The sequence below is a fragment of the Vibrio sp. 10N.222.55.C6 genome, from assembly GCF_041473395.1.
In the GTDB taxonomy this organism is placed as follows: domain Bacteria; phylum Pseudomonadota; class Gammaproteobacteria; order Enterobacterales; family Vibrionaceae; genus Vibrio; species Vibrio crassostreae_C.
In genome coordinates this window covers 325,051-350,300 of the sequence record NZ_JBFRSD010000005.1, presented here as the reverse complement: position 1 = coordinate 350,300, position 25,250 = coordinate 325,051, and the positions used below count along the sequence as shown (strand labels likewise).

The window sequence follows — 25,250 nt, the reverse complement described above, 5'->3', positions numbered from 1 at the left end:
GCTCTCCGCAGCAAACACGAAGAGAAAATCCATAAAGTGAGGAGGTGCACGAACACATTCTTGAGCGAACGTGCACCAAGCAATTAAGTCACGAAGGGGTTAGTTGATGACAAACAGCTAGTTCGCGACAAATCATTAGCTCACGAACCAATAGTTACCTGACAAAAGATAAGCTAGTTAACGATCAACTCAGAAGGGATCTCGATGCCCATCTCTCGATAATAACGTGCAGCGCCTGGGTGAAGAGGAACAGGCAGACCTGCGATCCCTTTCTCAAGTGCCATTGCTTTGGTTGCTTTATGGATACCTTGTAGGAAAGGTAGGTTTTCATAGATAGCTTTGGTCAGTTGATACACATCGTCTTCAGAAATGTCTTCGCGAACTGCTAGGAAGTTAGGTTGGGCAATCGTAGTAATTGGTTTGTCGACACCTGGATAAGTGTTTGCTGGGATCTCGTACTTGGTCCAGATATTGTAATCGCCATTCGCTTGTTTGATCTGCGCATCGGTAAACGACAGGATTTGAATATCTTCACCCAAGGCAGCAAAGGCTTGTGTTACCGCACCAACAGGCACACCAGCAGGCGTATTCATGCCATCAATCGTGCCGTTTTGTAGTGCACTAGCACTGCCACCGTAACCCATAAAGGCGAGTTTAAATTGTTCTGGGTTAACCGATAGGCCCTGCATGATCTGGCGTCCTGAATTCTCAGTGCCTGAGTTCTTCTTACCGATAGAGAATTTCTTACCGTTTAGGTTCTCTAGATCGCTTACCGTACCTGTTTTTGCTAGATCTGAACGCACAATAAAGTGTTCTACATTTTGCCATAACATGGAAACTGAACGCAGTTGAGTTTGTCTGCCAGATTTCTCATATGGCCCCAAACCCTGCCAAGCCCAAGCACCATACAAACCTTGTAGAATTGCGAACTGAGCTTCGTTCTCGTTCAACAACTTTACGTTCTCACCCGAGCCAGCAGAGCTGATAGCCGCTAAAGAAAAATGCTGCTTAGGCGCAAGCTTAACTTTACTCAATGTCGCTAAGGCCACACCCACTGGATAATAGGTACCACCCGTTGAAGCCGTCGCTAAAATATAGCTGCGATCTTCTTCAGCTGACGCATTACTGATAAGGCCAAGAGAAGCCATTGCTAGCGCTAAAGTTTTAACCAGCTTGTTGTATTTCATTGTTACTCTCCATGTAGGGTTATTCACGTTATATTTTTGTTAACAACAATAGATAGCAAGCGTAATGCCAGTTTTTAACTATTTGTTTTAATTTATTTTTATTTTAAAACCTATTCAAAATAAGCCGTTTTTTGCTTATTCCCCTGTTATTAAGTAAGCCATTTTTGGCTTATCGGCTACCGGAATTAACACCTGTAGATCGGGAAGCAAGTCACACCATATTGCAGTTGTGTGATCAATGTATGTAAATTGATAAATATGCAATGAGCCATTTATTGCTCATTAAAAATCAACAAGCACTGCGATGAAGCCGCTCTCTAAGGGTCAACATAGTCACTTCGATTTAACCCATAACGCACCATCTTTTGGTTCAATGTTCGACGAGGTAAATCCAAATCTTGCATCACGTCATTGATACGCCCTTTATAACGAACTAAGGCATCATGAATCACTTTCCTTTCAAAGCTCTGTACTTGAACCGCCAAAGGGATGCCCGCCGTTGTGGACTCTGTGACAGAATTGGGACGACACGCCAAAATATCCCCAACGGTCAAGCTTTCATCCAATGCAAAACGAATCGCAACATTACGCAGTTCACGCACATTGCCCGGCCACGCATACGAGAGCAGTGCATAGCGATCAGCCTCACTGGCTATACGTGTTTCGGAATTGGCTTCTTGGGTGAAGTGTTCAAACAAAAGTAAGGCATCTTCTTCACGCTCACTGAGTGGAGGCAAATGCAGCTGGGCAACATTCAAACGATAGAATAGATCTTGGCGAAAGTCGGGGTGATTCAGTAGATCGCTTTTCGAGGCAGAGACCACTCGTAGATCAACATGTTGTTGCTGATTCCCCCCCACGCGTTCGACGACATTATCTTGCAAGGTGCGCAGCACTTTTACCTGCATCGACAGCGGCATACTCTCTATTTCATCAAGGAACACTGTACCTTTGTCGGCAAATTCCAGCTTACCAATGCGTCGTTTGGCCGCACCAGTAAACGCTCCGGCTTCGTGTCCAAACAGCTCGCTTTCAAAGAGATTTTCTGGGATTGCGCCACAGTTGAGCGGAACAAACGGATGGGTTTTACGTTGGCTGAATTCATGTAAGCAAGAGGCGACCAGCTCTTTACCACAACCCGTTTCACCATAGATGATCACGTTGGTGTCTATGGAAGCGACTTTCTGGATTTGCTCGCGCAGTTCACACATCACTTTACTGCGACCGATCAGCACCTGTTCAATGCCCTTAAGGTTATCCAGATAGTTCTGACGACTGTTTCTGTCTTGGCCACTTTGATGTTTATCTACCGCTTCCGATACCGTTTGAGACAGACGCTCTGGGTCGAATGGCTTCTCAATGAAGTCATAGGCACCTTGCTGTAAGGCTTTCACCGCCATATCGACATCACCATGCCCAGTAATCAAAATAACAGGCACATCTGGCACAAGACCTTTGAAACGCCCTAGCAGATCAACACCATCAATATCAGGTAAACGAACATCGGTGATAATGGTTTGAAAATCACCCTGCTCTACGGCGTTTAACGCATCTTGTCCTACTTCAAATGCGGTGACATCGAAGCCCGCCAGCTGCAACCATTGGCTGGTTGCTTGACGCACAATCGCGTCATCTTCAATTAAAGCAATACGCTGCATAGTTTGGTTCCGCCACTCTACATCTGATTAATATCGTCCACGGTATGTAAAAAAACCTCAGACGAAAAGGAGCTAGCTCCCACTTTGAATAACACTCCTTTAACAGTTTAATAATGTTTGTTAGCTTCGATTTGTCTCACTCTCCATTCGCTTAAAAAGCAAACATAAAACCTTGTCAAACCACTAGCTCAAAGAGGCAAACCACTAATTTTAAAGGGATTTGATCAGAAATGATGAATAACAATCGATATTGGTTATTCCTGTGTACCTGTTTATTGATTGGTTTGGTGCAGGTCACCACCAAGAATGGCATCAGCCAGTGGAAGCTTGAACAAGCCCAACGCTATGCCGAACAGCGCTTCCTTGGCTACATTGCCGAAGCAAGGCGAACCCTTAAGCGTTTCTATTATCTGCCCTACCTAGTAACCAATGATGAAACCAGTGTGCGCTTCATTGATGGTGAAGCCCGCCTAGAAAAACGCATTAAGAAGCAGCTGATTCAATTGGATAAAGCCGCCAACACCAAGGGCTGGTATCTGCTTTCTGGCGAAGGGGACTTGTTGGTATCGAGTGTTGAAAGAAGCAAACTGAGCAATAAGAACGCCAGTACAATTGTTTCGAAGATCCACCAACAAGGTGGTGCGATTTCAGTGGTGACAAAAAACAAAGGCGTGACACCCGATTACTTCATAGCGGCACCCGTATATCGAGCCTCTGATGTGGTTGGCATTGTCGCGGTGCAAATCGATTTGTCATTGTTAACCGATCAATGGTTTGCCGATGGTGAGGCGATACTGTTTCAGAACCCTCGCGATCAGTTCTTTCTCTCCAGTAACAACAGGTTGAGTGCCGATTGGTTCAATGACACCTTCAATTCTCAGCCCACAGCGACAAAACGTGAGCTGTATGACCAAACCCATATTCGCGTGTGGCGATTGCAAGATAAAGATTACCTAATTCAGTCCATCAAGTTAGACGATCTGAATTGGCGTTTAACCTACCTAACGCCATTAACCAGCCTCAACCAGACCACGAACTGGATCAGCTGGAGTGTGGCGGTTGGCTGTCTTTTCATTCTGTTACTGTTGGTTATTCTTTACCAAAGACGCCAGAAAAAGCTCAGCAATCTGAGAATCCAAAAGCTTATCGAAGAGTCTGAGAAACGACTGTCTGGGATGATCAATAAAACCCATGTTGGGTTAATACTGATCGATAAACACGGACGCATTCACGATATCAACCTGATGGCGAAGAACTACTTTTCACTATCTGATTCAATGATCAATAACATCAAGGCGTGGCAGTTATTTGAGGCAGGTAACCCGAATTCAACCACCTTGCAACTGCTCAAAAACTTAGAGCAGCATCAAGAGCTGGCCGAGATAACTAGCGTCGAAACCATGGCAAGACGCAGCGATGGCAGCTACTTCCCTGTTTTATTCTCTATTAGCGCCTTTCCTTGGCATGCGACGACTTACTACCTGTGTACCGTAATCGATATCAGCAAACGTAAGAAAGCCGAAATTGCGGTGCAAAACGCCAATAAAACGCTACAACTGCGGGTCGAAGAGCGAACTCAAGATCTAAAAGATGCGCAGCAAGAACTTGTCGAATCTAGCAAACTGGCTGCACTAGGGCGGATGTCGAGTGCGATTACTCATGAACTCAATCAGCCGCTTACTGGCCTAAAAACGCTACTTTCAAGTAACCAGCTATTGATGGAAAGAGGCGAGACCAAGATGTTGAAAGCGAACATGGACTTAGTCATGAGCCTGATCGACAGAATGGCTAACATGACCAGCCAATTGAAGTCGTTCGCCTTCCAAAGACTTGAAAAGCCTTACCCAGTTTCACTGACAGACGCACTGCAAGAAACCCTGCGAATTCATCAAGCCGAACTGGAAAACGTCGATATTCGCGTGCGTGTCGCTTCCAATATTTCGATGGTAATGGGAGAAGAGGCGCGACTTCGTCAAGTGCTTGGTAACCTGCTTAGAAACGCTGTCGATGCCACACAGAATCAGAAACCAGCAACCATTGTGATCAGCGCTCATACCGAGCAACAACGCGTGATCATCAAGGTTCAAGATAACGGTTGTGGTGTGTCTGAAGATCAACTCGAAACCATTTTCGAACCATTTCATACCAACAAAAAGATGGGCGAAGGCTTGGGGCTCGGGTTGGCTATCACAGCGAACAACGTGCGCGATATGCAAGGCACATTAATAGCGAAGAACAATTCAGACCAAGGCATGACATTTACGTTAACACTAAACAATAGCGATAGTGAGTAGTTACTTACACAGACCTTGAACTCCACATTCTATTGAAGCGCTAGAACTAAAAAACCGCCCACAGAGGGCGATTTTGATTCACTTATTGGCGTGTGACTTATTCACTAATCCGTTAACGACTTACTCAGCTAACTGCTTCAACAACAGTTCTGTTGGGCGCACAATCGCGATGATCGATTCATCGTAGATTTTCGCTGAATCAGACAGTATCGCTTGGTAGGCATTCACGTCTGCTTCTCTTACTTTCTCGCCTGCTTGTGCTTTAGCAATCAAGGTTAACGCCAAGTCTGCCACTTCAACGGTTTTCTCTGCAACCACCACAGTCTCTACCGAAGATACGTTGCCAACGAAGACAGTTTTAGCCGCTAGTGCAGCCGATTTTGCTTGCTGATAATGCTCAGCAAGTTGCTCTAGCGCCTGCTGATTGCCTGTCGCCACTTCATTGACCAAGTCTTGCATCTCATACACGGCGTAGCTTTCTACTGGCAAAGCATCAACGAAGCGGTTTAAGCGCTCGTATTGGCTGTATAAAGTGCCCTTAGGTTCCGTAGAGTTCCACTTTTCCCAGTTGCGAGCATAGTATTGAGCCGGCTCGGTGTATTTCGCTAGCACGCGCAGGTCGTGAATATCTTGGCCTTTGGCAATGCGCTTCAACAGCATATCAGCATCTGCGTGATGACGTAGCCCTACCGATACTTCCGACCATGTATCCATTGCTTTCATGCGCTTATACATACTGCGTTCGTCTGTCAGTTCTGCATCCGACCAGAAACGTTCTGCAATTGCATAACTGCGAGGCCATAGGTAGTTTTCGACCGTGAGGCTGTCTTTGTTTTCTAGCCACATGGTGATCTCGCCGCCTAAAATCAGCTCTTTTTCTTTGTCGGTTAGCTCCGCGGGGTAGCCTCCGTTTGGCTCAGGGATCACGCTGCCTTCTACATCGCTGCTCGCAATCACTTCGCCTGTGGTTGGCCAGCGCACGTTACCAATTAACTGATAGCTGCCTTCCGCAAACCCATTTGGATTCAAGTTCAGGTTGAATTCGGTATACGACATGAAGTTATCGAAGTGGCCGACAAAGGTTTTACCCGGCACATAATCAAGGATGTAGATCTCTTCACGAGACTTACCGTTGTAATCACTGAACGCGCGGAAAGTACCGTCTTGCGCTTCAATGATAGTCAGTGTTCCCTTACGTGGGCTGCCTTTAGAGCGAGGCTTTTGCCATTGGTAAGTCACAAACTTCTCACCACTGTGCAGCTTATCGTCAACCGTGATGCCACTTGGCATTGGATCATTGCGATAGTGGTAACTGGTTGGCTGAGGTTGGTCTAGGTAGTAACCCGTAGACAGAATACCTGGGTAGCCCTCTTTCGCCGCACGACCGATACTGTCGTGTCCTTGCCAGCTTTGAATCACGATAGAAGTTGGCAGATCTTTATGCCAAATCTCATCCCAACCCGTCATCTTCTTGCCACGCTCTTCCAGCATCTTTTCAACTTTTACGTTGAGGTAAGACTGTAAGCCGCGCTCGCCATCGATATTGTTCTCTTCGATGAACTCTTGGTGCTTTTCGCTGTTTTTCCATTGCGCATAGTTCGGCTCATCGCCACCAATGTGGAAGTACTCGTCTGGGAACAGTTCTGTCACTTCATCAAACACGTCGCCCAGCATTTCATAGAGCTCTGGGTTAAGTGGGTCCATCAATGGCTCAAATACACCCCAGCCACGTTCTTGTTCGTAGCTTTGACCTTCACCACCCGACATCAAGCGTGGGTAAGCGTGCGCCACAGCAGAAGAGTGTCCCGGCAGTGAAACTTCTGGAATAACACGAATACCAAGATTACGAGCGTATTCCACTAAGTAACGGACTTGGTCTTTGGTGTAGTAGTTACCATCAGCGGTTTCAGACCACAAACGTGGCCAAGATTCCGTTTGAATGCGGATACCTTGATCGTCCCAAAAGTGCCAATGGAACACGTTCATTTTCGCAGAAGCCATCGCATCTAGCTGACGAATCAACACATCAAATTCAATGAAGTGACGCGAGGTATCGTAAGAGACTCCACGCCAACGAAAGCGGGGCTCATCAACAATGGTTACGGCAGGAATATGGTAGCCAGTTGCTGTGGTTTCAACGAGCTGTAAAAGGGTTTCGATGCCGTGAATAGCGCCATATGGGCTTGGTGCGCTCAGCGTGATTTGCTCACCCTGAGTCGTAATTTTGTAAGACTCTACAGAGTCGATGTTCTGTACTTCAGACTTTGGCGCCGCGTCGATATCAATGATCAGGTTCGCTTCGTCTGCGCTATCAACCTGCCAGTTTAGAATCGGCACGCCAGTTTGGCGCTCTAGGCGATCGATAAAGCGTTTCGCGGTGTATTCAACGCGATCAGAGTTAAAGCCTTTGATGTAAACCTTGAAGTTGCCATCAACCTTAACCTGCCCAGCTTTCAGCTCGACTGTTTGCGGGTACGGCATTAAATTTAGATCGGTACTTGGAGCCATTGCTAACGCCATTGGGGACACTACTGAACCTGAAATCAATAGGGATAATATAGTTTTTTTCATTATTAGTTTTCCTATATAACGGGCGTTCTGTTTTGTTTATCGGAGGCAATTCACAAAACAGAACCTTCAGCCACTGCTGTTGTTTATCGTGAGCTCAAAGCCTATCGTCTGTGAAAAACGAATGAGCTCACAAACTTATGATTAGCTAACCAACTCAACCGCTTCACGAACCAACACCGCGATCTCATCCCACTGTTCGTTCTCGATCATCTTTGGAGAAACCATCCACGTGCCACCGCAACATACGACGCGATCAACGGCTAAGTAATCATTCACGTTGTGTTTGCCGATACCGCCCGTTGGCATTAGTGACACATCAACGTAAGGCGCTAGCAAAGATTTCACCATGTTGATGCCGCCAGACGCTTCTGCTGGGAAAAACTTCAAGAAGTTAAGACCAAGCTCTAGCGCTTGCTCTACTTGGCTTGGGTTGTTTACGCCCGGAACGATTGGCATGCCGATCTCTTGGCAGCGTTTTACGGTGTTTGGGTTCAGGCCCGGAGCCACAATGAACTCACTGCCTGACTCTTTCGCTAAGTCGATCTGTGCTGGCGTTAATACTGTGCCTGCACCGATACACATCTCTGGGTACGCATCGCGCATTGCACGAATCGCGTCTGCTGCCGCGTCTGTACGGAATGTAACTTCAGCAACGGGTAGGCCGTTTTCTACCAACACTTTTGCCAGTGGAATCGCATGTTCCACCTTGTTGATTTGGATAACAGGGATAACTTTGAACTGCATAAGTGTGTTGATCATTTCTTGAGACATAATAAATTCGCTTTGTTTTTCTATTTTTTAATTAAGTGATTCATAGCGCTCACAGGGATGATGGCGCCAGAGTATTGGATAACAATGGAAGCCAGTTGATGGCCAAGTTCGGCTGCGTCGGTGGCGCTCTCGCCAGTAAGACGCGCAGCTAAATAGCCCGCAGCGAATGAATCGCCCGCAGCACAGGTGTCGACCACGTTAGAAACACGAGTCGCTGAGACATAATTCTCAATAATGTTGCCCTGTTCAACTTGAACAATCTTGCATGGCTCGCAGCCACGTTTGATGACGATCTCTTGGCAACCTAAACGAAGGCAGCGTTGTTGAACGCTCTCTGAGTTACCCCAGACAAGCAGGTCGTCGTCTTCGGTAATCAAGGCGATGTCCACCAGCGGCAGTAACTTGGCGTACCAATGTTGAGCTTGTTCAGTGCTCCAAAGTTGCGGGCGATAGTTATTATCAAAAATCACCTTGCCGCCTTGATTTGAGAACACGCTAATCGCTTTGAATAAACGCTCGCGAGAGACATCATCCAAGATCGCGATACTGATACCGCTGATGTAAACCGCGTCGACTTGCTTCTCTGTCAGGGCGATTTCAAGCTTGTTTAAGTTATCGATTTGAAAATAGAACTTTACCGCCGCGTCGTTGCGCCAGTAATGAAAGTGTCGCTCGCCTGTCTCGTCGGTTTCAACCATGTAGAGTCCAGGAAGCTTGTTCGCAATGCGTTCGACGAAATTGGTTTGAATGCCTTCTAGTTGCCAGCTATCAATCATATTTTGAGACAGCTCATCACTGCCAAGCCCTGTCGCATAGTGCACAGAGAGGTTTTGATGTTGAGTTAAGCGAGAAAGGTAAAGTGCGGTATTAAGTGTGTCACCGCCAAACTTTTTGGTTAATGGAGAGCCGCTGATTTCGACCATACATTCGCCAAAGAAAGCAATATTGAAATGAGAAGATGCAGGCATAGCCGATCCTAAAATAGAGAGATATATGTGGGAGAAGGCCCTGCCACTAAGCAGGGCCTGAATTAAGCAAACCAGTTGTGGAGACTAGGTTTAGCTTGTTTGATTTGCAGGACGTTGAGGTGCCGCTTCTTCTTCAAGTACGCCAGTCTCAGACATTTCCATCTCCATCAGAGCACGCTCGTCATCAAGAATCGCTTTTGCCATTTCAGGTGTTACTTGGTTAGCCGGAGTCACTAGGCTCACAACCACACCTGCCGTTAGAGCAAACAGACATGATGGGATAACTGGGTTGCCCCAGAAGGCTGTGTAGTCAGCGTTTAACATTACTACGAATGAAGCTACAGAAGCACCCGCTAGTGTTGCAAGCGCACCTTGCCAGTTGTAGCGTTTCCAGAATTTACCCAACATACCGCACACAAACATGCCCGACATAACCGTTGAAATCATCTTAGTGATGTAGCCAATGATGTCGTTTGACGTCAGTGCGAACAGTAGTGCGAAGCCAATCACCACAACCAAAGCTAGACGAGAGTAGTTCAACATTGATTCTTTGTTTGGTACGCGGCCTGTGAACATCACGTACACGTCACGCAGTAGGATAGATACACCGGCAATCGCATCTGAGCTTGCACTCGACATGGTTGCTGATAGACCTGCGATAAGAACAATCATGCCTACGCCAACTGGAAGAACCGTTGCAGCTACGTATGGGAACGAGTAGTTCGGGTTATCCAATGATGGGTCGATTGCGTGCGCAGCCATACCAATGATTGCTGGAATAATAGAGAAGAAAAGGTACAACACACCAGAAGCGACAAATGAGCGACGGATAGTTGAAACATCTTTACCAGAGTAGATACGCTGACGGAATGAAGGTGTTGCAAGTACGCCCACACCGATAACCACAGCCAGAGAAACAGCAGGCAGAATGCCCAGTTTATCGATTGCTAAAAAGCTTGTAGCAGCAGGGTCCATCGCAGCGTAAAGGTTATCCATGCCACCAATGTGATCAACAGACATTACCGCCATTAGGATGAAGCCAGCAAAAAGGATGATTGCTTGAATCGTATCGGTCCATACAACTGCTGTGTAACCACCGATAACAACGTAGATAGTGAAAGCTGCAGCAATAATAATTTTCGCAAGGTTAAGGTCGATGTCTGCAATCCACGCTAGGTACATGCCGCCACCTAGAATGTGCGCACCTAACCAACCGATTGACGCGATAAAGATAAGTAGGCCAACCACGTTTTTTACGATTCGGTTAGCGCCAACGTAATAAGCCAGCTCTTCACTCATGGTCATGAAGTTCAGTTTACGAACCGGAGCAAACCAAAGTGCAAGCAATAGGATGCCCACAGCACCGCCAATTCCGTACAGAGCACCTGCCCAGCCATTTGCGTAGCCGAAGCCAACCGCGCCCATACTTGAACCCGTGCCGACCATAGTCGCAACCGTTGTACCAAGTACTAAGAATAATGGCAGGCCACGGCCGCCTAATAAGAAATCTTCGCCAGATTTTTGATTACGCGAGACAAACCAGCCTAACCAAATTAGAAAACATACGTACACGCCGAAGCCTGTAAGAAAAAGTGTGCTGTTCATTTGACACCTCTCAGTGAAATATTGAGTTCATTCTTGAACTTTATTTATGATTCATTCATTTTTATATTTCATATAATTACTTTATTGATTTTATCTATTTTAATTAAAGTAATTTTTATAAATGTAGGGTGAGAGTATTAAAGGATAATAACAGTGATGACTAACCCCTAATACTCTCTAAGTAGGTAATTGTGATTAGGTTATTACTAAACGCGATCCGCGCGGTAGCAAGTCACATCTACTTCAACCTTCACGTCTACCACTAGGTCACAGACCATGCAGATACGAGCCGGTGGGTTAGCACCGAAGAACTCTTTGAATACCTTATTAAAAGATTGGAAGTAACGAGAATCCGTTAGCACAACCTTTACGTGCATTACGTCTTCTAGGCCGTAGCCCGCTTCAGTCATGATATCGACACAGTTTTGGATCGCTAGGCGAGACTGGTCAACAATGCCACCCTCTACCACTTCACCATCTGTCATCGGTGTCTGGCCAGAAACGTATAGGAAACCACCCGCTTCAGTTGCGCGTGCAAATGGTAAATGTTGTCCGCCTGTACCTGTACCGCCTTCAACACCGTAACGTTTAATAGTCATTTTTTAACTCCACTTCTTTATAGATAATATTGGTTCTGTTCCAATATATTTAAATTAATTCGTCGTTTTCTTATTACTGTATATCTAATAAAATAATTAAATTCTAATTACGGTAAATAAAAACGCCTGAACGATTATTTTTCACTTTTCCTTTTTGGTAAGTTAACTCACCATTTACAAATACACTTTCGATTCCCTCAGCAACTGACATAGGATTTTCAAATGTTGCTGTGTCTTTAATATTCTTTGGATCAAATAAAACTAAATCGGCAAATGCGTCTTGGCGAATCTCACCTCTTCCCGCGAGGTTGTAGCGCTTCGCAGACATTCCGGTCATTTTGTGAATCGCTTCTGGCAGCGCAAACAGTTTTTCATCTCGGCAGTAGTGGCCTAAGACTTTCGGGAAAGTGCCCCACAATCTTGGATGTGGATGCGGGTCATTTGGTAAACCATCAGAACCAACCATGGTCAGCTTGTATTTCAATACGCGCTTTACGTCGTTCTCATCCATGCAGTGGTAAACCGCACCGGCTGGTTGAAGCGCTTTTGCTGCGTCCATCAGTGGTAGGTTCATCTCATCAGCAATCTGCTTAAGCGTTTTGCCTGCATGTTCAGGCTTTGCTTTAGACCAAGTGATGAAGATGTCGAAATCGTCTGTCACCTGTTTCAGATCTAATGTCGAAGAGCTCGCTGAGTATGGATAGCAGTCGCAAGACACATCTTGGTGCTCTGAAACCTTGTCCATCAAATCAAGCACTTCAACAGTTCTGCCCCAGTTGCCTGCACCTGCACATTTAAGGTGAGAGATAACAACCGGTACTTTCGCGTATTGGCCTGTCTCAAACGCCTCTTCCATCGCGCTTAAGATCTCTTCAAATTCGGTACGCATATGCGTGGTATAGATGCCGCCATGGCTAGACAGCACTTTGGCTAACTGCATCACCTCATTCGCGTTGGCTTGCTTCGCACTTGCGTAAGCCAAACCAGAACTCAAGCCTAATGCGCCCTGCTCCATTGCTAAATCAAGGTTGCTTTGCATTGCTGCAATTTCTTCTTCGCTTGCGGTGCGTTGTAGGTCGTCCATCACTTGGTTACGCAGTGTGGTGTGGCCAACTAACGCTGCTACGTTCACCGCTGGTTGCGCCTGCTCCACTGCTTGTGCATACGCGGCAAAGGTTGGGTATTTGAAATCAACCTGCGCGCCTAAAAGGTTCATTGGGTCTGGTGGGTCGCCGGCCAAAACTGTAGGTGATGCACTGATACCGCAGTTACCAACAATCACGGTTGTCACACCTTGGCTGATCTTTGGTAGGCAGTCAGGGTAACGAATAACATTGGTATCGTCGTGTGTGTGTACATCGATGAATCCAGGAGCCAATGCTAAGCCTGCTCCCTCAACCAACTGGCTGCAATCTTCATGATCGATTTTGCCAATTTCGGCGATTTTTCCATCTCGGATTGCTACATCGGCACAAAACGATTGTTCGCCGGTGCCATCAAACACCTCTACATTTTTAATTATCGTATCGAACAACATTTCTCACTCTCTCAATCCACTTTGTTGATGGAGCTATATTAGAAATCCAGCCGATTATTTTCAGTGACAAAACACACATAATATTTTAATTTGTGTGATAGTTTCTATCACAAAACACATTACAGATATATTTAAACATTAAATAACAACCACTTAAATAATGTTAGGAATCAGCAATGAAACATAACCCTGCACAAAAAGATGTTATAAAGTATCAAAAAGATAGTTTCATCTTGACTGAAAAAGGCCAAAAAGGGAGAGCAATATCACAATCTGAGAACGGTATTTACCGACTGGTTGATGAAGATATTTCGCTCCCGGTAGCAATTATCAAACAATCCGCCTTAACCAATAACCTGAATTGGATGCAATCATTCGCCGATCACCATCAGGTTAAATTGTCGCCACATGGCAAAACATCAATGACACCTGCTTTTTTCCGCCAACAACTAGAAAATGGCGCTTGGGGTATTACAGTAGCAACGCCTGCACAGGCAGAAGTTGCCGCTATGGCGGGTGCAAAACGCATCATCATGGCTAACCAATTGGTGGGTAAAACCAACATGGCGATCGTTGAACAGTTGATCAGTGAGTTTGATATCGACTTTTACTGTTGTGTGGATTCTTCGGTAAACGTGCAGCAACTTAACCAATATTTCTCTAATACAAAACAGACACTAAAAGTACTGATCGAATTTGGTGTACCGGGCGGTCGCTGTGGTTGTCGTTCACCACAAGAAGTTCTAGAACTGGCTCAAACCATACAAGACACACCTGCCCTTTCGCTGGCAGGTATTGAGGTATATGAAGGTGTGATTCACGGTGACAATGCAGAACAAGACATTCGTACCTTCTTAAATCACGCGCTCACCTCGGTCGAAAGCCTCGCGTCAGATGGCCTAATTGCAGGGCAACCTATCATCACGGGCGCTGGTTCTGCTTGGTATGACGTGGTTGCAGAATGTTTGGCGAACCTAACCGATTACTTGGCGATCATCCGCCCGGGCTGCTATGCCATTCACGACACAGGCATTTACCTAGACGCACAAAGCAAAGTGTTGCAGCGTGCCCAAGCAAACCAAGGTTACGCGTGTGAATTGGGTGGAGATCTGGAATCGGCACTTGAAGTATGGGCGTATGTAATCTCTCGCCCAGAACCGACCAAATTAGTGGTTGGGTTAGGCAAGCGTGATGTGGCCTTTGATGCGGGTTTACCTATTGCCGAACGCGGCTATCGCAACGGCGAAGCGATCTCAGTGAAAGGGCTGACTGCTACCTCCGTGATGGATCAGCATACTTTTGTTGAAACTGACGGCTCTTCTGAGATTGAAGTAGGAGACATGATTGCCTTCTCAACCTCACACCCGTGTTTAACCTTCGATAAGTGGCGCTACATTGCCATCAGCGATGACGACCATCAGGTAATAAACTGGGTGGAAACCTGTTTCTAAATCGAATTCTCGATAAGCTAGAATCAGCGAAACAATAAGATATACTAACGGGGCTAAGCTTTAGCGACCAATGACTAGGTATTAGCAAATAGCCCCATCAACAAAGGATCAGGATTCTTGAGTTTAGAAGTAGATATCATTTCACAGATAACAGAGCGTTTCCCTGTTCTTCGCGATGCAGAGAAAAAAGTCGCCAAGCTGATCATGGACGACATTGATTTTGCTGCCAATGCCAGCATCACAGAACTTGCTGAAGGTGCTCAAGTGAGTGAAGCCACCATTACCCGTTTTGCTAAGGCGATCGGCTGTAACAACGTACGTGATATGAAGATTAAGTTGGCTCAGACGCTAACCGTTGGCCAGCGCTTTATCCTCGAGCCTGTTGACCAAACGGGTTATCAAGGTATCTACGAATCGATCAAGCAGAGCCTAGACATCAACCGCACTCTGTTCAAAGAGCAAGACGTTGAAACCGCAGTCAGCTGGCTGCATAACGCCAGACAAATCATTGCTATTGGCATGGGTGGTGGCTCGACCATCGCTTCTCAAGAACTGCAACACCGACTGTTTCGTTTGGGCTATCCCGTGGTGTCGTACAACGATGGCTTAATGTCACGTATGGTTGCCGCGACAGCAGACGCCAATGATGTGATGGTGATGATCTCCGCGACCGGTTTCACGCCTGTGATCACCGAAACTGCAGAGCTGGCGAAACAGTACGGGCTTAAGATCATAGCGATTACCCCAAAAGATACACCACTGGCAAAGATTGCCGATATCTTGTTACCCATCAAGCATATGGAAACCGACTTCATCTACAAGCCGTCGGCTTCTCGCTACGCTATGTTGGCGTTAGTGGATGTGCTTTCTATGGGAATCGCAGTCAATCACAAGAACCGCTCGCGCGACAAACTGCGTCGCTTGAAAGTTGCGCTCGATTCTTACCGAGGCGGTGGCGATAGACAGCCTCTCGGTGATTAACGAATCAAGGATAGAATGAGCTTAAATTCACGCGCGCGGCAGTCTTTCACAAGCTCGTATAAGCTCATTTCTAATCCTGTGATTTGGATACCAGCATCCATTAGTCGACGGATTGCCAGATCTTTGTTGAGTGCCGTTCGTGAGCTAACACAGTCGCCAACTACCTGAACCTTGTACCCAAGTTCCAACAACCCCATTGCGGTTTGATAAACACAAATATGAGCCTCAATACCACACACTAACCAAGTCTCTACATCCTTGGCTTGAACCGCCTCAACAAACTTGGGCTCATCACACGCGTTGAAAGTGAATTTAGGTATCGGCTTTGCATCATTCAGCAAGTCATTAAGTTCGTCGACTGTAGCACCTAGCTTCTCTGGGTTCTGCTCCAAACGAATAATTGACAGCCCCAAAACCTGCGCTCCTTGAGCTAACTTCCCGCAATTAGCAATCAGCGTATCGCTCTCATCAACAAGGCGTGCGAGCTTGCCTTGTACGTCCACAACCACCAAACCTGTGTTTTGTTTCGTTAGCATGTTTATTCCTTGTTTTAAACAGCCTGACTAACTAAGCAACCTGATGTGTATTTTTTCTACTATGTAACGATTCAGCTTACAAAGCCATACAGTAATACATACAAGACTACGGAATAATACTCACCAACGGTCGAAAGGTCGCAAAATAAAAATTATTGATACTGACATGACATTTAAGAGTGAGTAACAAAGATGAACAAGATAACGAAATCAGCATTAGCACTGGGTTTAATCAGCGCAGTTTCTCTTCCAGCTTTAGCAGCAGGTACTGACGGCGGTGCGTACATTGGTGGCGGACTTAGTGTCTACCAAGATTCTGACACAGACGGTCACGGTAGCTTAGATTCAGATGGCATGGGCTACAACCTATACGGCGGCTACCAATTCAACCGTATCGTAGGTGTTGAACTTGGCTACACAGATTACGCAAACTACAAAAATAGCGCTGAAAAGCTGTCTCCGACGTCTGTTTCTTTGTCAGCAAATCTTGGTTACACATTCGACAACACAATCCGCCCATTCGTATTGGCTGGTTTAAGCTCTGTTGACCTAAACGCAAATAAGAGTGCTGGTTACGCTGATGACAGCGGTACGGGTTTCCACTTTGGTGTAGGTGTTGAATACACGCCAATCGAACACCTAACGCTACGCTTAATCTCGCAAGCGGATGCAGTAAGCGTAGACGACACGGTCCAATTTAAGAACTCTCAGATATCAGCTGGTGACCACACGCTTGCCTTCAAGAGCATTAGCTTCGGTGGTTCATACAACTTCTAATGTGATTGAACCACATAGAATAAGCTGAACATACTAATTCACTTTGCTGTTCCACCTTGTCATGAAGGTCACTCAGTAAAGTAAATTTTTTGTATCTACACACCTTAGCGTCATTTCACTTTAGCCAGTTTATCGCTCAGCGCCTTCTATTTGAGCTTTATGCATTGATATTAGAGCTTTCTTGGTAGCGAGACTAAAATAAAGGGATAAGTGACACAGGAAGACAAGACCTATGAATCTACCACGCTTAAACATGTCGATAAACAAACTCCCTTTCGTTTTGGCAGTGTATTACCTGCTTGTCATTAACTTGCCTATCTCACGCGAACTGTTCAATATTCTTAGTGCCTCACAAGCCGAAAGCATTGGGTTTATCATCTCGATCCCATTTTTCTTTCTCGCCGCATTCAACTTTATCTTTCAAGTATTCAACTGGCCGATATTCGCCAAAGCTTTTTTTATCTTGTTACTACTTACTTCCTCTTTAGTCAGCTACAGCATGTTCAACTACGGCATTTTTGTAGACTATGGAATGATAGAAAACGTCTTCGAAACCAACAGCGGAGAGGCTGCTAGCTACCTAAGCAGCTATTCTATTTTATGGTTTGTTCTGATGGGAGGAGTCCCGTCACTGCTGCTTTTATTTACGGATCTTGAAAAAGAATCTTGGAAAGATTTTGCTATTTGGAAGGCGATTGGATTGCTCTCTTCGTTGATCGTCATTGCCATCATTGCCGGGTTGTTTTACAAAGATTACGCATCGATTGGTCGTAATAACTCTCATCTTAAAAAGATGATCATTCCGACCGAATACGTCGCTTCAACCGCAAAATACATCAACAATACTTACATCAAAGAACCGATTCCTTACCAAGAAATCGGCTTAGATGCGCAGCTAAAACCAGAAGCTAAACAAGCTGAAAAACCAACCTTATTGGTGTTTGTTCTTGGTGAAACGGCACGTGTATATAACTACCAATATTATGGCTATGAGAAAGAAACCAATGCTCATACCAAACCCTATAACCCGATCTTTTTCTCTGATGTTCAGTCATGCGGAACAGCCACTGCGGTTTCTGTGCCGTGTATGTTTTCTAACATGAATCGCAGCAACTACGATCGTGATAAAGCCTACAACCAAGATAACGTAGTCGACATTATGAACCGCGCGGGCATTCACTCTATCTGGCGAGAGCACGATGGTGGAGACAAGGCGGTCGCACATCGAATCAAAGAGATGACTCTCGTCGCCAAAGACAGCGACCCGCTGTGTAATAACGATGTGTGTTATGACACAGCCATGCTAGAGAACTTCGAACAAGATACTCAAGATCTTAAACAAGATAGCATCATTTTCTATCATATCTCCGGATCTCACGGCCCAACTTACTTTGAGCGATACCCAGAAGATCATAAGAAGTTTGTGCCAGACTGCCCACGTTCTGATATCGAAAACTGCACCAAAGAGCAAGTGGTCAACACCTACGACAACACCATCTTGTACACAGATTTCTTTCTATCACAGGCTATTCAGAAACTAGAGAAACTCACCGATAAGTACAATGTCGCGCTGATGTACATTTCCGATCACGGAGAATCATTGGGAGAAAATGGCATCTACTTACACGGCATGCCTTATTCATTGGCACCGAAAGAGCAAACCCATGTGCCTATGATCCTATGGATGTCTGATGGTTTCGCCGAGCAGAAAGGGATAAACCAGACCTGCTTAAGAAAGGCAGGCAAAGAACAGAGCTTCTCCCAAGATAACCTGTTCGATTCTTTACTCGGCCTAATGGATGTACAAACCAAAGAATACCGAGAAAACCAAGACATTTTTGCTGCGTGTCGGTAGTGTTTTTGCTTATGTAAACCATCGGAAAACTCGAGTTGCCTGAACAAGCTCTCCTCAACTTCCCCTAAAAAGAAAAGACCTCGGTCTTTTCTTTTTTTTCGTCGCTAACATGGAGCCAGAGTGCTAATTTATAACGACGAAACAATGAGCTACATTTAATAGAGACAATAATGGAAGAGTCCGTCGTACTCCAAAGACCAACATGTCTTATTAGACTTCATCTCACTCACATCGCTCATTGAACTTACCACGATTAAGCTCAGTTCAATACCGCGCCTGAATGGCGCATAATATCAATGTTTACGTCATATCATTAAGGACAAATGAATGGACGCTTTCATAATTTCAAGCTGGCAATTTTCTGAGGGGGTGGCACATGAACACACCACCAGCCCAGCCTCATTCGAGCAATCAACTTGGTATCACTGCCAAAGAGATGCTGACGGTTTGAGAGAATGGCTCCACAGTAATACGGTTCCAAATGCCATCATCGATTCATTACTCACCGATGACACCCGCCCTCGGTTCGAACAATTTGGCCACGACTGTTTTTTGATGATTCTGCGAGGCATTAATCTAAACGAAGGTGCTAACCCTGACGACATGCTTAGCCTACGCATCTTATGGTACAAAGGCACTTTAATATCGACACGTAAAGTTCCTTCAAAAGCGGTCAGTAATCTGATATCTGATCTCAAACAAAACCAAGGCCCTACATCATTACCTGATGTGTTGTTGGGCATGATCCGTGGAATCAACCACAGCATTTCAACCTTCCTAGCACCCGTCGAACTATTAATTGACGAGTTAGAATCTACATCCAATATCGACATAAGATCCATTAACGCTCTACATTCAAGGCTACTCAGACTAAGGCGTTATTTGAAGCCACAGAAATACGTTTTTGAAGATTTAATGAGTGACCTACCTGCGCCATTGAGTAAGCACAACAGTCATATAAAGAACAGCCTTGATACCATCCTGAGAATTAACGAGTCTGTTGAGTTTTACATCGAACAAATTAATGTATTTTTAGCGAGCCTAAGTCAGCAACAAGCTGAAAAAATGAATAGAAATACGTACCTATTTTCTATCATTGCAGGTATTTTCCTCCCTGCTGGGTTTTTCACCGGTTTACTGGGTGTCAATATCGCTGGGATACCCGGAACAGATAACCCGATAGCATTTCCACTATTTTGCGTTGGGCTGCTCGTGGTCATAGCGGCAGAGGTCGTTATTTTGAAAAAATTGAGGTTTATTTAATGGTTGAGTTTTTGCAATCCAATATGTGGCTTAGACAAGTAGTTTTAGGTTTACTTCTTATCACTGTGTATTGGGTGATCAAACGCTTAGGTAAGAACTGGATAGAAACATTAGCGGAAAATAAACGTGTCGAATTGAAGCGAAAGCAGTTCGTGATTAAGTGTTTCAATATTGTTCTGTTTCTACTCTTCATCGCTGTGTTTACGATTGTTCTTAACTTGGGTTTTGGTGATATTTCTCTGTTCTTGTCTTCGATATTTGCGGTGCTGGGTGTCGCTTTATTCGCGCAATGGTCGATTCTAAGTAACCTCACAGCCAGCGTACTAATATTTTTCGTCTTCCCTTATCGCATTGGCGACAGAGTAAGAGTCGCGGAGAAAGACGAAGACATCAGCGGTGTGATCATCGATATCACCATGTTCCATGTTATTCTTCGACACAGTTCGGGCAACATTATCACCTACCCTAATAACCTGATCCTACAAAAAGGCGTAATCAAAGTTTTGGTTGAACCGGAAGCAAAAAGTGAAGCAGGTGATACTGAGCTAACCAAAACTGAAAATTCAGAATCATAAGATCTACTGGTGCCTTAGATATCGGCAAGTCAAACAGATAGACACAGTGAACTGATTCGTAAGATATTAAAAGAGCTTAGTTCGACATGGATTGCAAAACTTGGCGATAAAGGACATTAGAGAGAAGCTTCAATAAGGTAAAAAGTCTAACACCCAATACTTACGCCAAACAAGGCGGATTAACCATAGATGTGTATGGTGGAGTGAGATCTGACTAACCCACCTTTTCTCTATGACGAACGCACTGTTTATAACGTACACCTCTGTCTTTTGTGCCCCATTCGTAGCAAGTTTTATTGAGTTTAGATTTGCGACTAAATATACTGGGGACATCATCAGACGGAGGACAAAAATGAATAATAAAAACAAACATATAGTTTTAATTCATGGTCTATATATGCCTGCGTTGATCATGCAGTATCTGGATAGAAACTTCAAAAAACGCGGCTTTACAACGCACAAGTTTGCCTACAACTCGCTGCGTTTCCCTTCTGCAGCCAAACGCCTCAATCGCTTCGTGAATGCTCGCTTTAATGAATACGATGAGGTCTATTTCTTTGGTCACTCACTCGGTGGCTTACTCATTCGTCACTACTTTAAGTTTTATCAGCCCAATTTTGCCGACACCTGCATTATTACCGCAGGGACGCCGCACAATGGGGCAACTATCGCCAAAACACTGTCGAATCATGGGCTTGGTTTTATATTTGGTTCGAGCAAAATGATCTTAAGCGATGGCCTGGGTGACTACGATATTGATGTGCCGATTGGCGTGATTACAGGTACCTACAACGCCGGAGTCGGACGTATTGTTCTGGGAAGAAACCCGGGCGATGGCACAGTCACACTCGAAGACGCCAACCTGAGAGGAGCAACGGATACTTACGCCCTCAAACTCAACCACACGGCGCTCGTCTACTCCAAAGAAGTCGTAACACTGTCGGCTCAGTTCATCGAACACAGAGCTTTTAAGGACGCTTCATAGCTTATTTCCATTAGCTTTTGCGCGTTGACTCCTGTATCGAGCTCTGTTCTCTTATATGTGAAAGACAAAAACAAAAATACCACTCTGCGATAAGAGTGGTATTCAAAGATTCATTACTGAAAGTGAGTGCTTGTTACAGACGATTTACTCGCGTTGGTAAAAACACCTCACCCAACATGCATCGCACCGAACCACCGCCAATGTCTTCAATCGTTTTCACGTTAAATGGCAGCAGTTTTCCATGCGTCGAAAGCTGAGCTAACTGGGCTGGAGAAAACGCATCGTAAGCCGATTGAGACATCGCGATCACCTTGTCGCCATTCACGGTTTCAAGCTGCAGGATGTTGCCACAGAAACGGTTCATCTGATCAATTGAGATAGAGATAACCTGCTTATCTTTAGCAAGCGACTTCACCACAAAGCGGCGCTCAAACTCTGGGATCACCTCATCACAGATCACGCAGAAATTATCACCAATCGCCATCATCACATTGGTGTGGTAGATCGGCTGACCAGACGGCAGTGCTGTTTGGAATGACACCACGCGAGAATAACCAATGCGCTTCGCATAATCTTCTAACACTTCGCGGTCACAACGCTGAGAAAGCGCAGCGTAGATGGTCTTGTTGATATGGTCGATCACCATCACGCCCGTGCTCTCTAGATAAGAACCTTGCGCGATGTAAGACTCTAGAGACTCGCTATGGTTAACAATGCGACCCGACGCTTCTAACGCTTCAATAAGAGCATTTGGCTTAACTTCATTCTGACGGTTTTCACACGCCATAGGGAACGTGAATAAGCTTCCATCACTACAGGTACTGAACCAGTTGTTTGGGAAAACAGCATCCGGAGTTTCAACGCCCAATTCTGGGTAATCAAACTCTACAACTTGCACACCTTCTTTACGCAACGAAGCGACCATAGCTTTAAATTCGGCCATCGTTTCTACTTTCACCTCAGCTTCGGTCAGATTAACTCTGTGCTGAAATTCGTTATCACGTGCTGTTTCTTCGTTAAATTTAAACTCTTTTGGTGGCACCATAACAACGCAATTGGCGTTTTGAACATTAGTGATATGAAGTGATTTTTTGTGTAGGTTTAACATTTCAACCGTCCCTATCTTTTATTTACTTCAGAATTGTAAACAACTTGTTACGACAAGATTCACTGAAAAGAATATTGATTTGAATATTTATCCCAAACAATTACTGCAGATCTTAGATTAATCGGTAATTTTTACTGCAAGATAACAGCACATCAGAAAGAACCAACTGTATGCATATTCGTTAAGTCACTTTATGGATAAATATTCTGATTCCATTTTCTCGCCCATCACGAGTTTTGATTACAATTCAATCCATTTAACGTTAGGATTATCACCGTTGCATAACAATCAATTACGTTTGAAATAAGCTTAACTTTTCCTGTCTAATTCAATCTAAAATAAGCGTCATGAAAGACACTCTTTGGACCTTTCCTGTATCGCTTAGACAAAGTTTTAGTGTTTTAAAGCCAAGTGCCTAAATAGGCGCTAGAACAAAATCCATCGAATGATTTAATACTGATAAGAACCCATGGGCGCTTATATAATTTCAAACTAAGACAGTTAAATTTCAAATCAAGACTATAAAAACAAAGCTGCACCAACGATGCAGTCGCTTATAGATGCACTAGTTTATAAAGGGAAATCTATGTACAAGAAATTTGAAGGCTTTACTGAAGCCTTTCCAAAGGGAGAGCCGATACAACCTCCTACTGGCATACTGGCATTCTGCCGCCATTACACTCGAGGTTTCGAAAAACCATTGATTTTGCTCGGGTTGATGAGCATGACCATCGCGATCATCGAAGTCGCGCTGTTCGGTTACATGGGGCAATTGGTCGACTGGCTATCAACAAGCAACCCAGACACTTTCTTAGCAGACAACGAATCGACATTGATGGGGCTCGGTATTCTGCTGTTGGTTGTGATGCCAATCTTGATCAGTGTTTACTCGCTATTGCTTCACCAAACTTTGCTGGGCAACTACCCAATGTCGATTCGTTGGTTAGCACACCGCTACCTTTTGAAGCAAAGCCTGTCCTTCTATCAAGATGACTTCGCCGGACGTGTCGCGACCAAAGTGATGCAAACCTCGCTTGCAGTGCGCGAAACTGTGACCAAGATGGTCGATGTGTTTGTCTACGTGACGGTTTACTTCACGGCGATGCTGTTCATGCTTGCTGAATCAGATTGGCGCTTGATGGCTCCGATGCTGATTTGGCTATTCGTTTACATCGGTATTCAACTGCACTTCGTGCCAAAGCTAAAAGACGTGTCTTCAGAGCAAGCGGATGCGCGATCGTTAATGACAGGTCGTATTGTCGATAGTTACACCAACATCGCGACGGTGAAATTGTTCTCACACAGTAAAAGAGAAACCGAATACGCCGAAGAAGGCATGGAAGGCTTCCTAGATACTGTGCACCGCCAAATGCGCTTGGTAACCGGCTTCAACATCTGCGTGGAATTCGCTAACTATCTATTGGTGTTCAGCATTGCGGGTATCTCTATCTACCTATGGCTAGATAGCGCAATCACCGTGGGTGCAATCGCGATTGCGGTCAGCTTGGCTCTGCGTATTAACGGCATGTCGAAATGGATCATGTGGGAAATTGGTGGTCTGTTTGAGAACCTTGGTACCGTGATTGACGGCATTAAAACTCTGTCTAAGCCTATTGCTATTGAAGACAAGAAAGACGCGAAGCCTCTGGAGGTTCCACAAGGCGGTATCAACTTCGACAATGTAAGCTTTAACTACGGTGAGAATAAGGGGGTGATCAACAACCTAAACCTCAACATCAAACCGGGTGAAAAAGTGGGCTTGGTTGGCCGTTCAGGTGCAGGTAAATCGACCCTAGTTAACTTACTTTTGCGTTTCCACGATGTAGAAAGTGGCCGCATCCTGATTGATGACCAAGAGATCTCGAGCGTTACTCAAGATTCTCTGCGTAGCAACATTGGTATGGTGACCCAAGATACCTCACTGCTGCACCGTTCGATCAAAGACAACATTCTTTACGGTCGACCAGAGGCATCAGACGAAGAGGTATACGCGGCGACTAAACAGGCACACGCGCATGAGTTTATCGAAACGCTAACCGACCCGTTTGGCAACGTTGGTTACGATGCTCAAGTGGGTGAACGTGGCGTTAAGCTTTCTGGTGGTCAGCGTCAACGTGTGGCTATCTCACGTGTTCTTCTAAAGAATGCTCCATTACTTGTTCTCGATGAAGCAACTTCTGCACTCGATTCTGAGGTAGAGGCAGCGATTCAAGAGAGCTTGATTGAGCTAATGGAAGGCAAAACGGTTATTGCGATTGCACACCGCCTGTCGACCATCGCAGCGATGGATCGCCTGATCGTACTCGACCAAGGCAATATCGTTGAAGAAGGCACTCACCAAGAGCTGATTACACAAAATGGCATCTATGCTCAATTGTGGAATCACCAGACCGGTGGCTTTATTGCCGATGATCTTGAGCAAGCTACGAACGCTTAATTTTTGTGCTATTTTAAAAGTGCGATGTGATTCACACCAATTTGTTTATTAGCGGTAAATTACACATGGCAGAATGTTATGTCGTAATTATA

General features: G+C 45.1%; 19 protein-coding genes and 1 pseudogene. 10 read left to right on the top strand and 10 right to left on the bottom strand.

The annotated features are described in order from the left end of the window. Window positions 1-173: 173 nt before the first annotated feature. Window positions 174-1,187, bottom strand: coding sequence for a TAXI family TRAP transporter solute-binding subunit (locus tag AB4486_RS07285; RefSeq protein ID WP_017061064.1), 1,014 nt, complete (start codon window positions 1,185-1,187; stop codon window positions 174-176). A 317-nt stretch (window positions 1,188-1,504) separates the two neighbouring features. Then, entirely contained in the window at window positions 1,505-2,845 is a 1,341-nt protein-coding gene (locus tag AB4486_RS07280; protein ID WP_102321268.1) for a sigma-54 dependent transcriptional regulator, read from the bottom strand. 230 nt (window positions 2,846-3,075) lie between these two features. Here AB4486_RS07280 and AB4486_RS07275 point away from each other — a divergent pair, with 230 nt between their 5' ends. Next, window positions 3,076-5,139, top strand: coding sequence for an ATP-binding protein (locus tag AB4486_RS07275; RefSeq protein WP_372116841.1), 2,064 nt, complete (start codon window positions 3,076-3,078; stop codon window positions 5,137-5,139). A gap of 120 nt (window positions 5,140-5,259) precedes the next feature. On the opposite strand, the gene AB4486_RS07270 is transcribed toward AB4486_RS07275, so the two are convergent. The 6 genes from AB4486_RS07270 to AB4486_RS07245 all read right to left on the bottom strand — a co-directional run bounded on the left by AB4486_RS07270 (window position 5,260) and on the right by AB4486_RS07245 (window position 13,190). Then, complete coding sequence (locus tag AB4486_RS07270; RefSeq protein WP_372116839.1) at window positions 5,260-7,710, bottom strand: family 20 glycosylhydrolase; 2,451 nt, start codon at window positions 7,708-7,710, stop codon at window positions 5,260-5,262. A gap of 141 nt (window positions 7,711-7,851) precedes the next feature. Continuing rightward, on the bottom strand, window positions 7,852-8,481 hold the full coding sequence (locus tag AB4486_RS07265) for a bifunctional 4-hydroxy-2-oxoglutarate aldolase/2-dehydro-3-deoxy-phosphogluconate aldolase (RefSeq protein WP_372116837.1): 630 nt from the start codon (window positions 8,479-8,481) through the stop codon (window positions 7,852-7,854). A gap of 20 nt (window positions 8,482-8,501) precedes the next feature. Further along, the gene (locus AB4486_RS07260) at window positions 8,502-9,449 is read right to left on the bottom strand and encodes a sugar kinase (RefSeq protein ID WP_372116835.1); all 948 of its coding nucleotides are present in this window, start codon (window positions 9,447-9,449) and stop codon (window positions 8,502-8,504) included. Between the two features lie 90 nt (window positions 9,450-9,539). Next, on the bottom strand, window positions 9,540-11,054 hold the full coding sequence (locus AB4486_RS07255) for a sodium:solute symporter family protein (protein WP_048660497.1): 1,515 nt from the start codon (window positions 11,052-11,054) through the stop codon (window positions 9,540-9,542). Between the two features lie 206 nt (window positions 11,055-11,260). After that, window positions 11,261-11,653 (bottom strand): RidA family protein, encoded by a 393-nt coding sequence (locus AB4486_RS07250; RefSeq protein ID WP_017065166.1) that lies wholly within the window; start codon window positions 11,651-11,653, stop codon window positions 11,261-11,263. Window positions 11,654-11,756: 103 nt separating this feature from the next. Continuing rightward, window positions 11,757-13,190 carry an amidohydrolase family protein gene (locus tag AB4486_RS07245; RefSeq protein WP_017067118.1) on the bottom strand — a complete coding sequence of 478 codons (1,434 nt, stop codon included), beginning with the start codon at window positions 13,188-13,190 and terminating at the stop codon, window positions 11,757-11,759. 176 nt (window positions 13,191-13,366) lie between these two features. On the opposite strand from AB4486_RS07245, the gene AB4486_RS07240 reads away from it, so the two are divergent. Beyond that, window positions 13,367-14,641, top strand: a complete 1,275-nt coding sequence (locus AB4486_RS07240; RefSeq protein WP_372116833.1) for an amino acid deaminase — start codon at window positions 13,367-13,369, stop codon at window positions 14,639-14,641. A 117-nt stretch (window positions 14,642-14,758) separates the two neighbouring features. Beyond that, window positions 14,759-15,622: a MurR/RpiR family transcriptional regulator gene (locus tag AB4486_RS07235; protein WP_372116831.1), complete on the top strand. Its 864-nt coding sequence runs from the start codon at window positions 14,759-14,761 to the stop codon at window positions 15,620-15,622. Here the strand turns inward: AB4486_RS07235 and AB4486_RS07230 are convergent. Continuing rightward, complete coding sequence (locus AB4486_RS07230) at window positions 15,619-16,158, bottom strand: hydrolase (protein WP_017065162.1); 540 nt, start codon at window positions 16,156-16,158, stop codon at window positions 15,619-15,621. The two genes, AB4486_RS07235 and AB4486_RS07230, sit on opposite strands and share 4 nt — an antisense overlap. Window positions 16,159-16,350: 192 nt before the next feature. Between AB4486_RS07230 and AB4486_RS07225 the strand changes: the two genes are divergently transcribed. The 6 genes and pseudogenes from AB4486_RS07225 to AB4486_RS07200 all read left to right on the top strand — a co-directional run bounded on the left by AB4486_RS07225 (window position 16,351) and on the right by AB4486_RS07200 (window position 21,613). After that, window positions 16,351-16,935 (top strand): porin family protein, encoded by a 585-nt coding sequence (locus AB4486_RS07225; protein WP_065584469.1) that lies wholly within the window; start codon window positions 16,351-16,353, stop codon window positions 16,933-16,935. A 232-nt stretch (window positions 16,936-17,167) separates the two neighbouring features. Then, window positions 17,168-18,790: a phosphoethanolamine transferase gene (locus tag AB4486_RS07220; protein WP_372099532.1), complete on the top strand. Its 1,623-nt coding sequence runs from the start codon at window positions 17,168-17,170 to the stop codon at window positions 18,788-18,790. A 327-nt stretch (window positions 18,791-19,117) separates the two neighbouring features. Then, on the top strand, window positions 19,118-20,053 hold the full coding sequence (locus AB4486_RS07215) for a CorA family divalent cation transporter (RefSeq protein ID WP_017062015.1): 936 nt from the start codon (window positions 19,118-19,120) through the stop codon (window positions 20,051-20,053). Further along, on the top strand, window positions 20,053-20,628 hold the full coding sequence (locus AB4486_RS07210; protein WP_017070158.1) for a mechanosensitive ion channel family protein: 576 nt from the start codon (window positions 20,053-20,055) through the stop codon (window positions 20,626-20,628). Before AB4486_RS07215 ends, AB4486_RS07210 begins: the two co-directional genes overlap by 1 nt. Before the next feature lie 18 nt (window positions 20,629-20,646). After that, window positions 20,647-20,846: pseudogene (locus AB4486_RS07205) on the top strand (AraC family transcriptional regulator); the annotation flags it as partial. Window positions 20,847-20,980: 134 nt separating this feature from the next. Beyond that, on the top strand, window positions 20,981-21,613 hold the full coding sequence (locus AB4486_RS07200) for an esterase/lipase family protein (RefSeq protein ID WP_372103093.1): 633 nt from the start codon (window positions 20,981-20,983) through the stop codon (window positions 21,611-21,613). A gap of 133 nt (window positions 21,614-21,746) precedes the next feature. Here AB4486_RS07200 and AB4486_RS07195 read toward each other — a convergent pair whose 3' ends face one another. Beyond that, window positions 21,747-22,721 (bottom strand): arginine deiminase-related protein, encoded by a 975-nt coding sequence (locus tag AB4486_RS07195; RefSeq protein WP_017061193.1) that lies wholly within the window; start codon window positions 22,719-22,721, stop codon window positions 21,747-21,749. 586 nt (window positions 22,722-23,307) lie between these two features. On the opposite strand from AB4486_RS07195, the gene AB4486_RS07190 reads away from it, so the two are divergent. Then, window positions 23,308-25,158, top strand: a complete 1,851-nt coding sequence (locus tag AB4486_RS07190; RefSeq protein WP_017070160.1) for an ABC transporter ATP-binding protein — start codon at window positions 23,308-23,310, stop codon at window positions 25,156-25,158. Window positions 25,159-25,250: the final 92 nt, after the last annotated feature.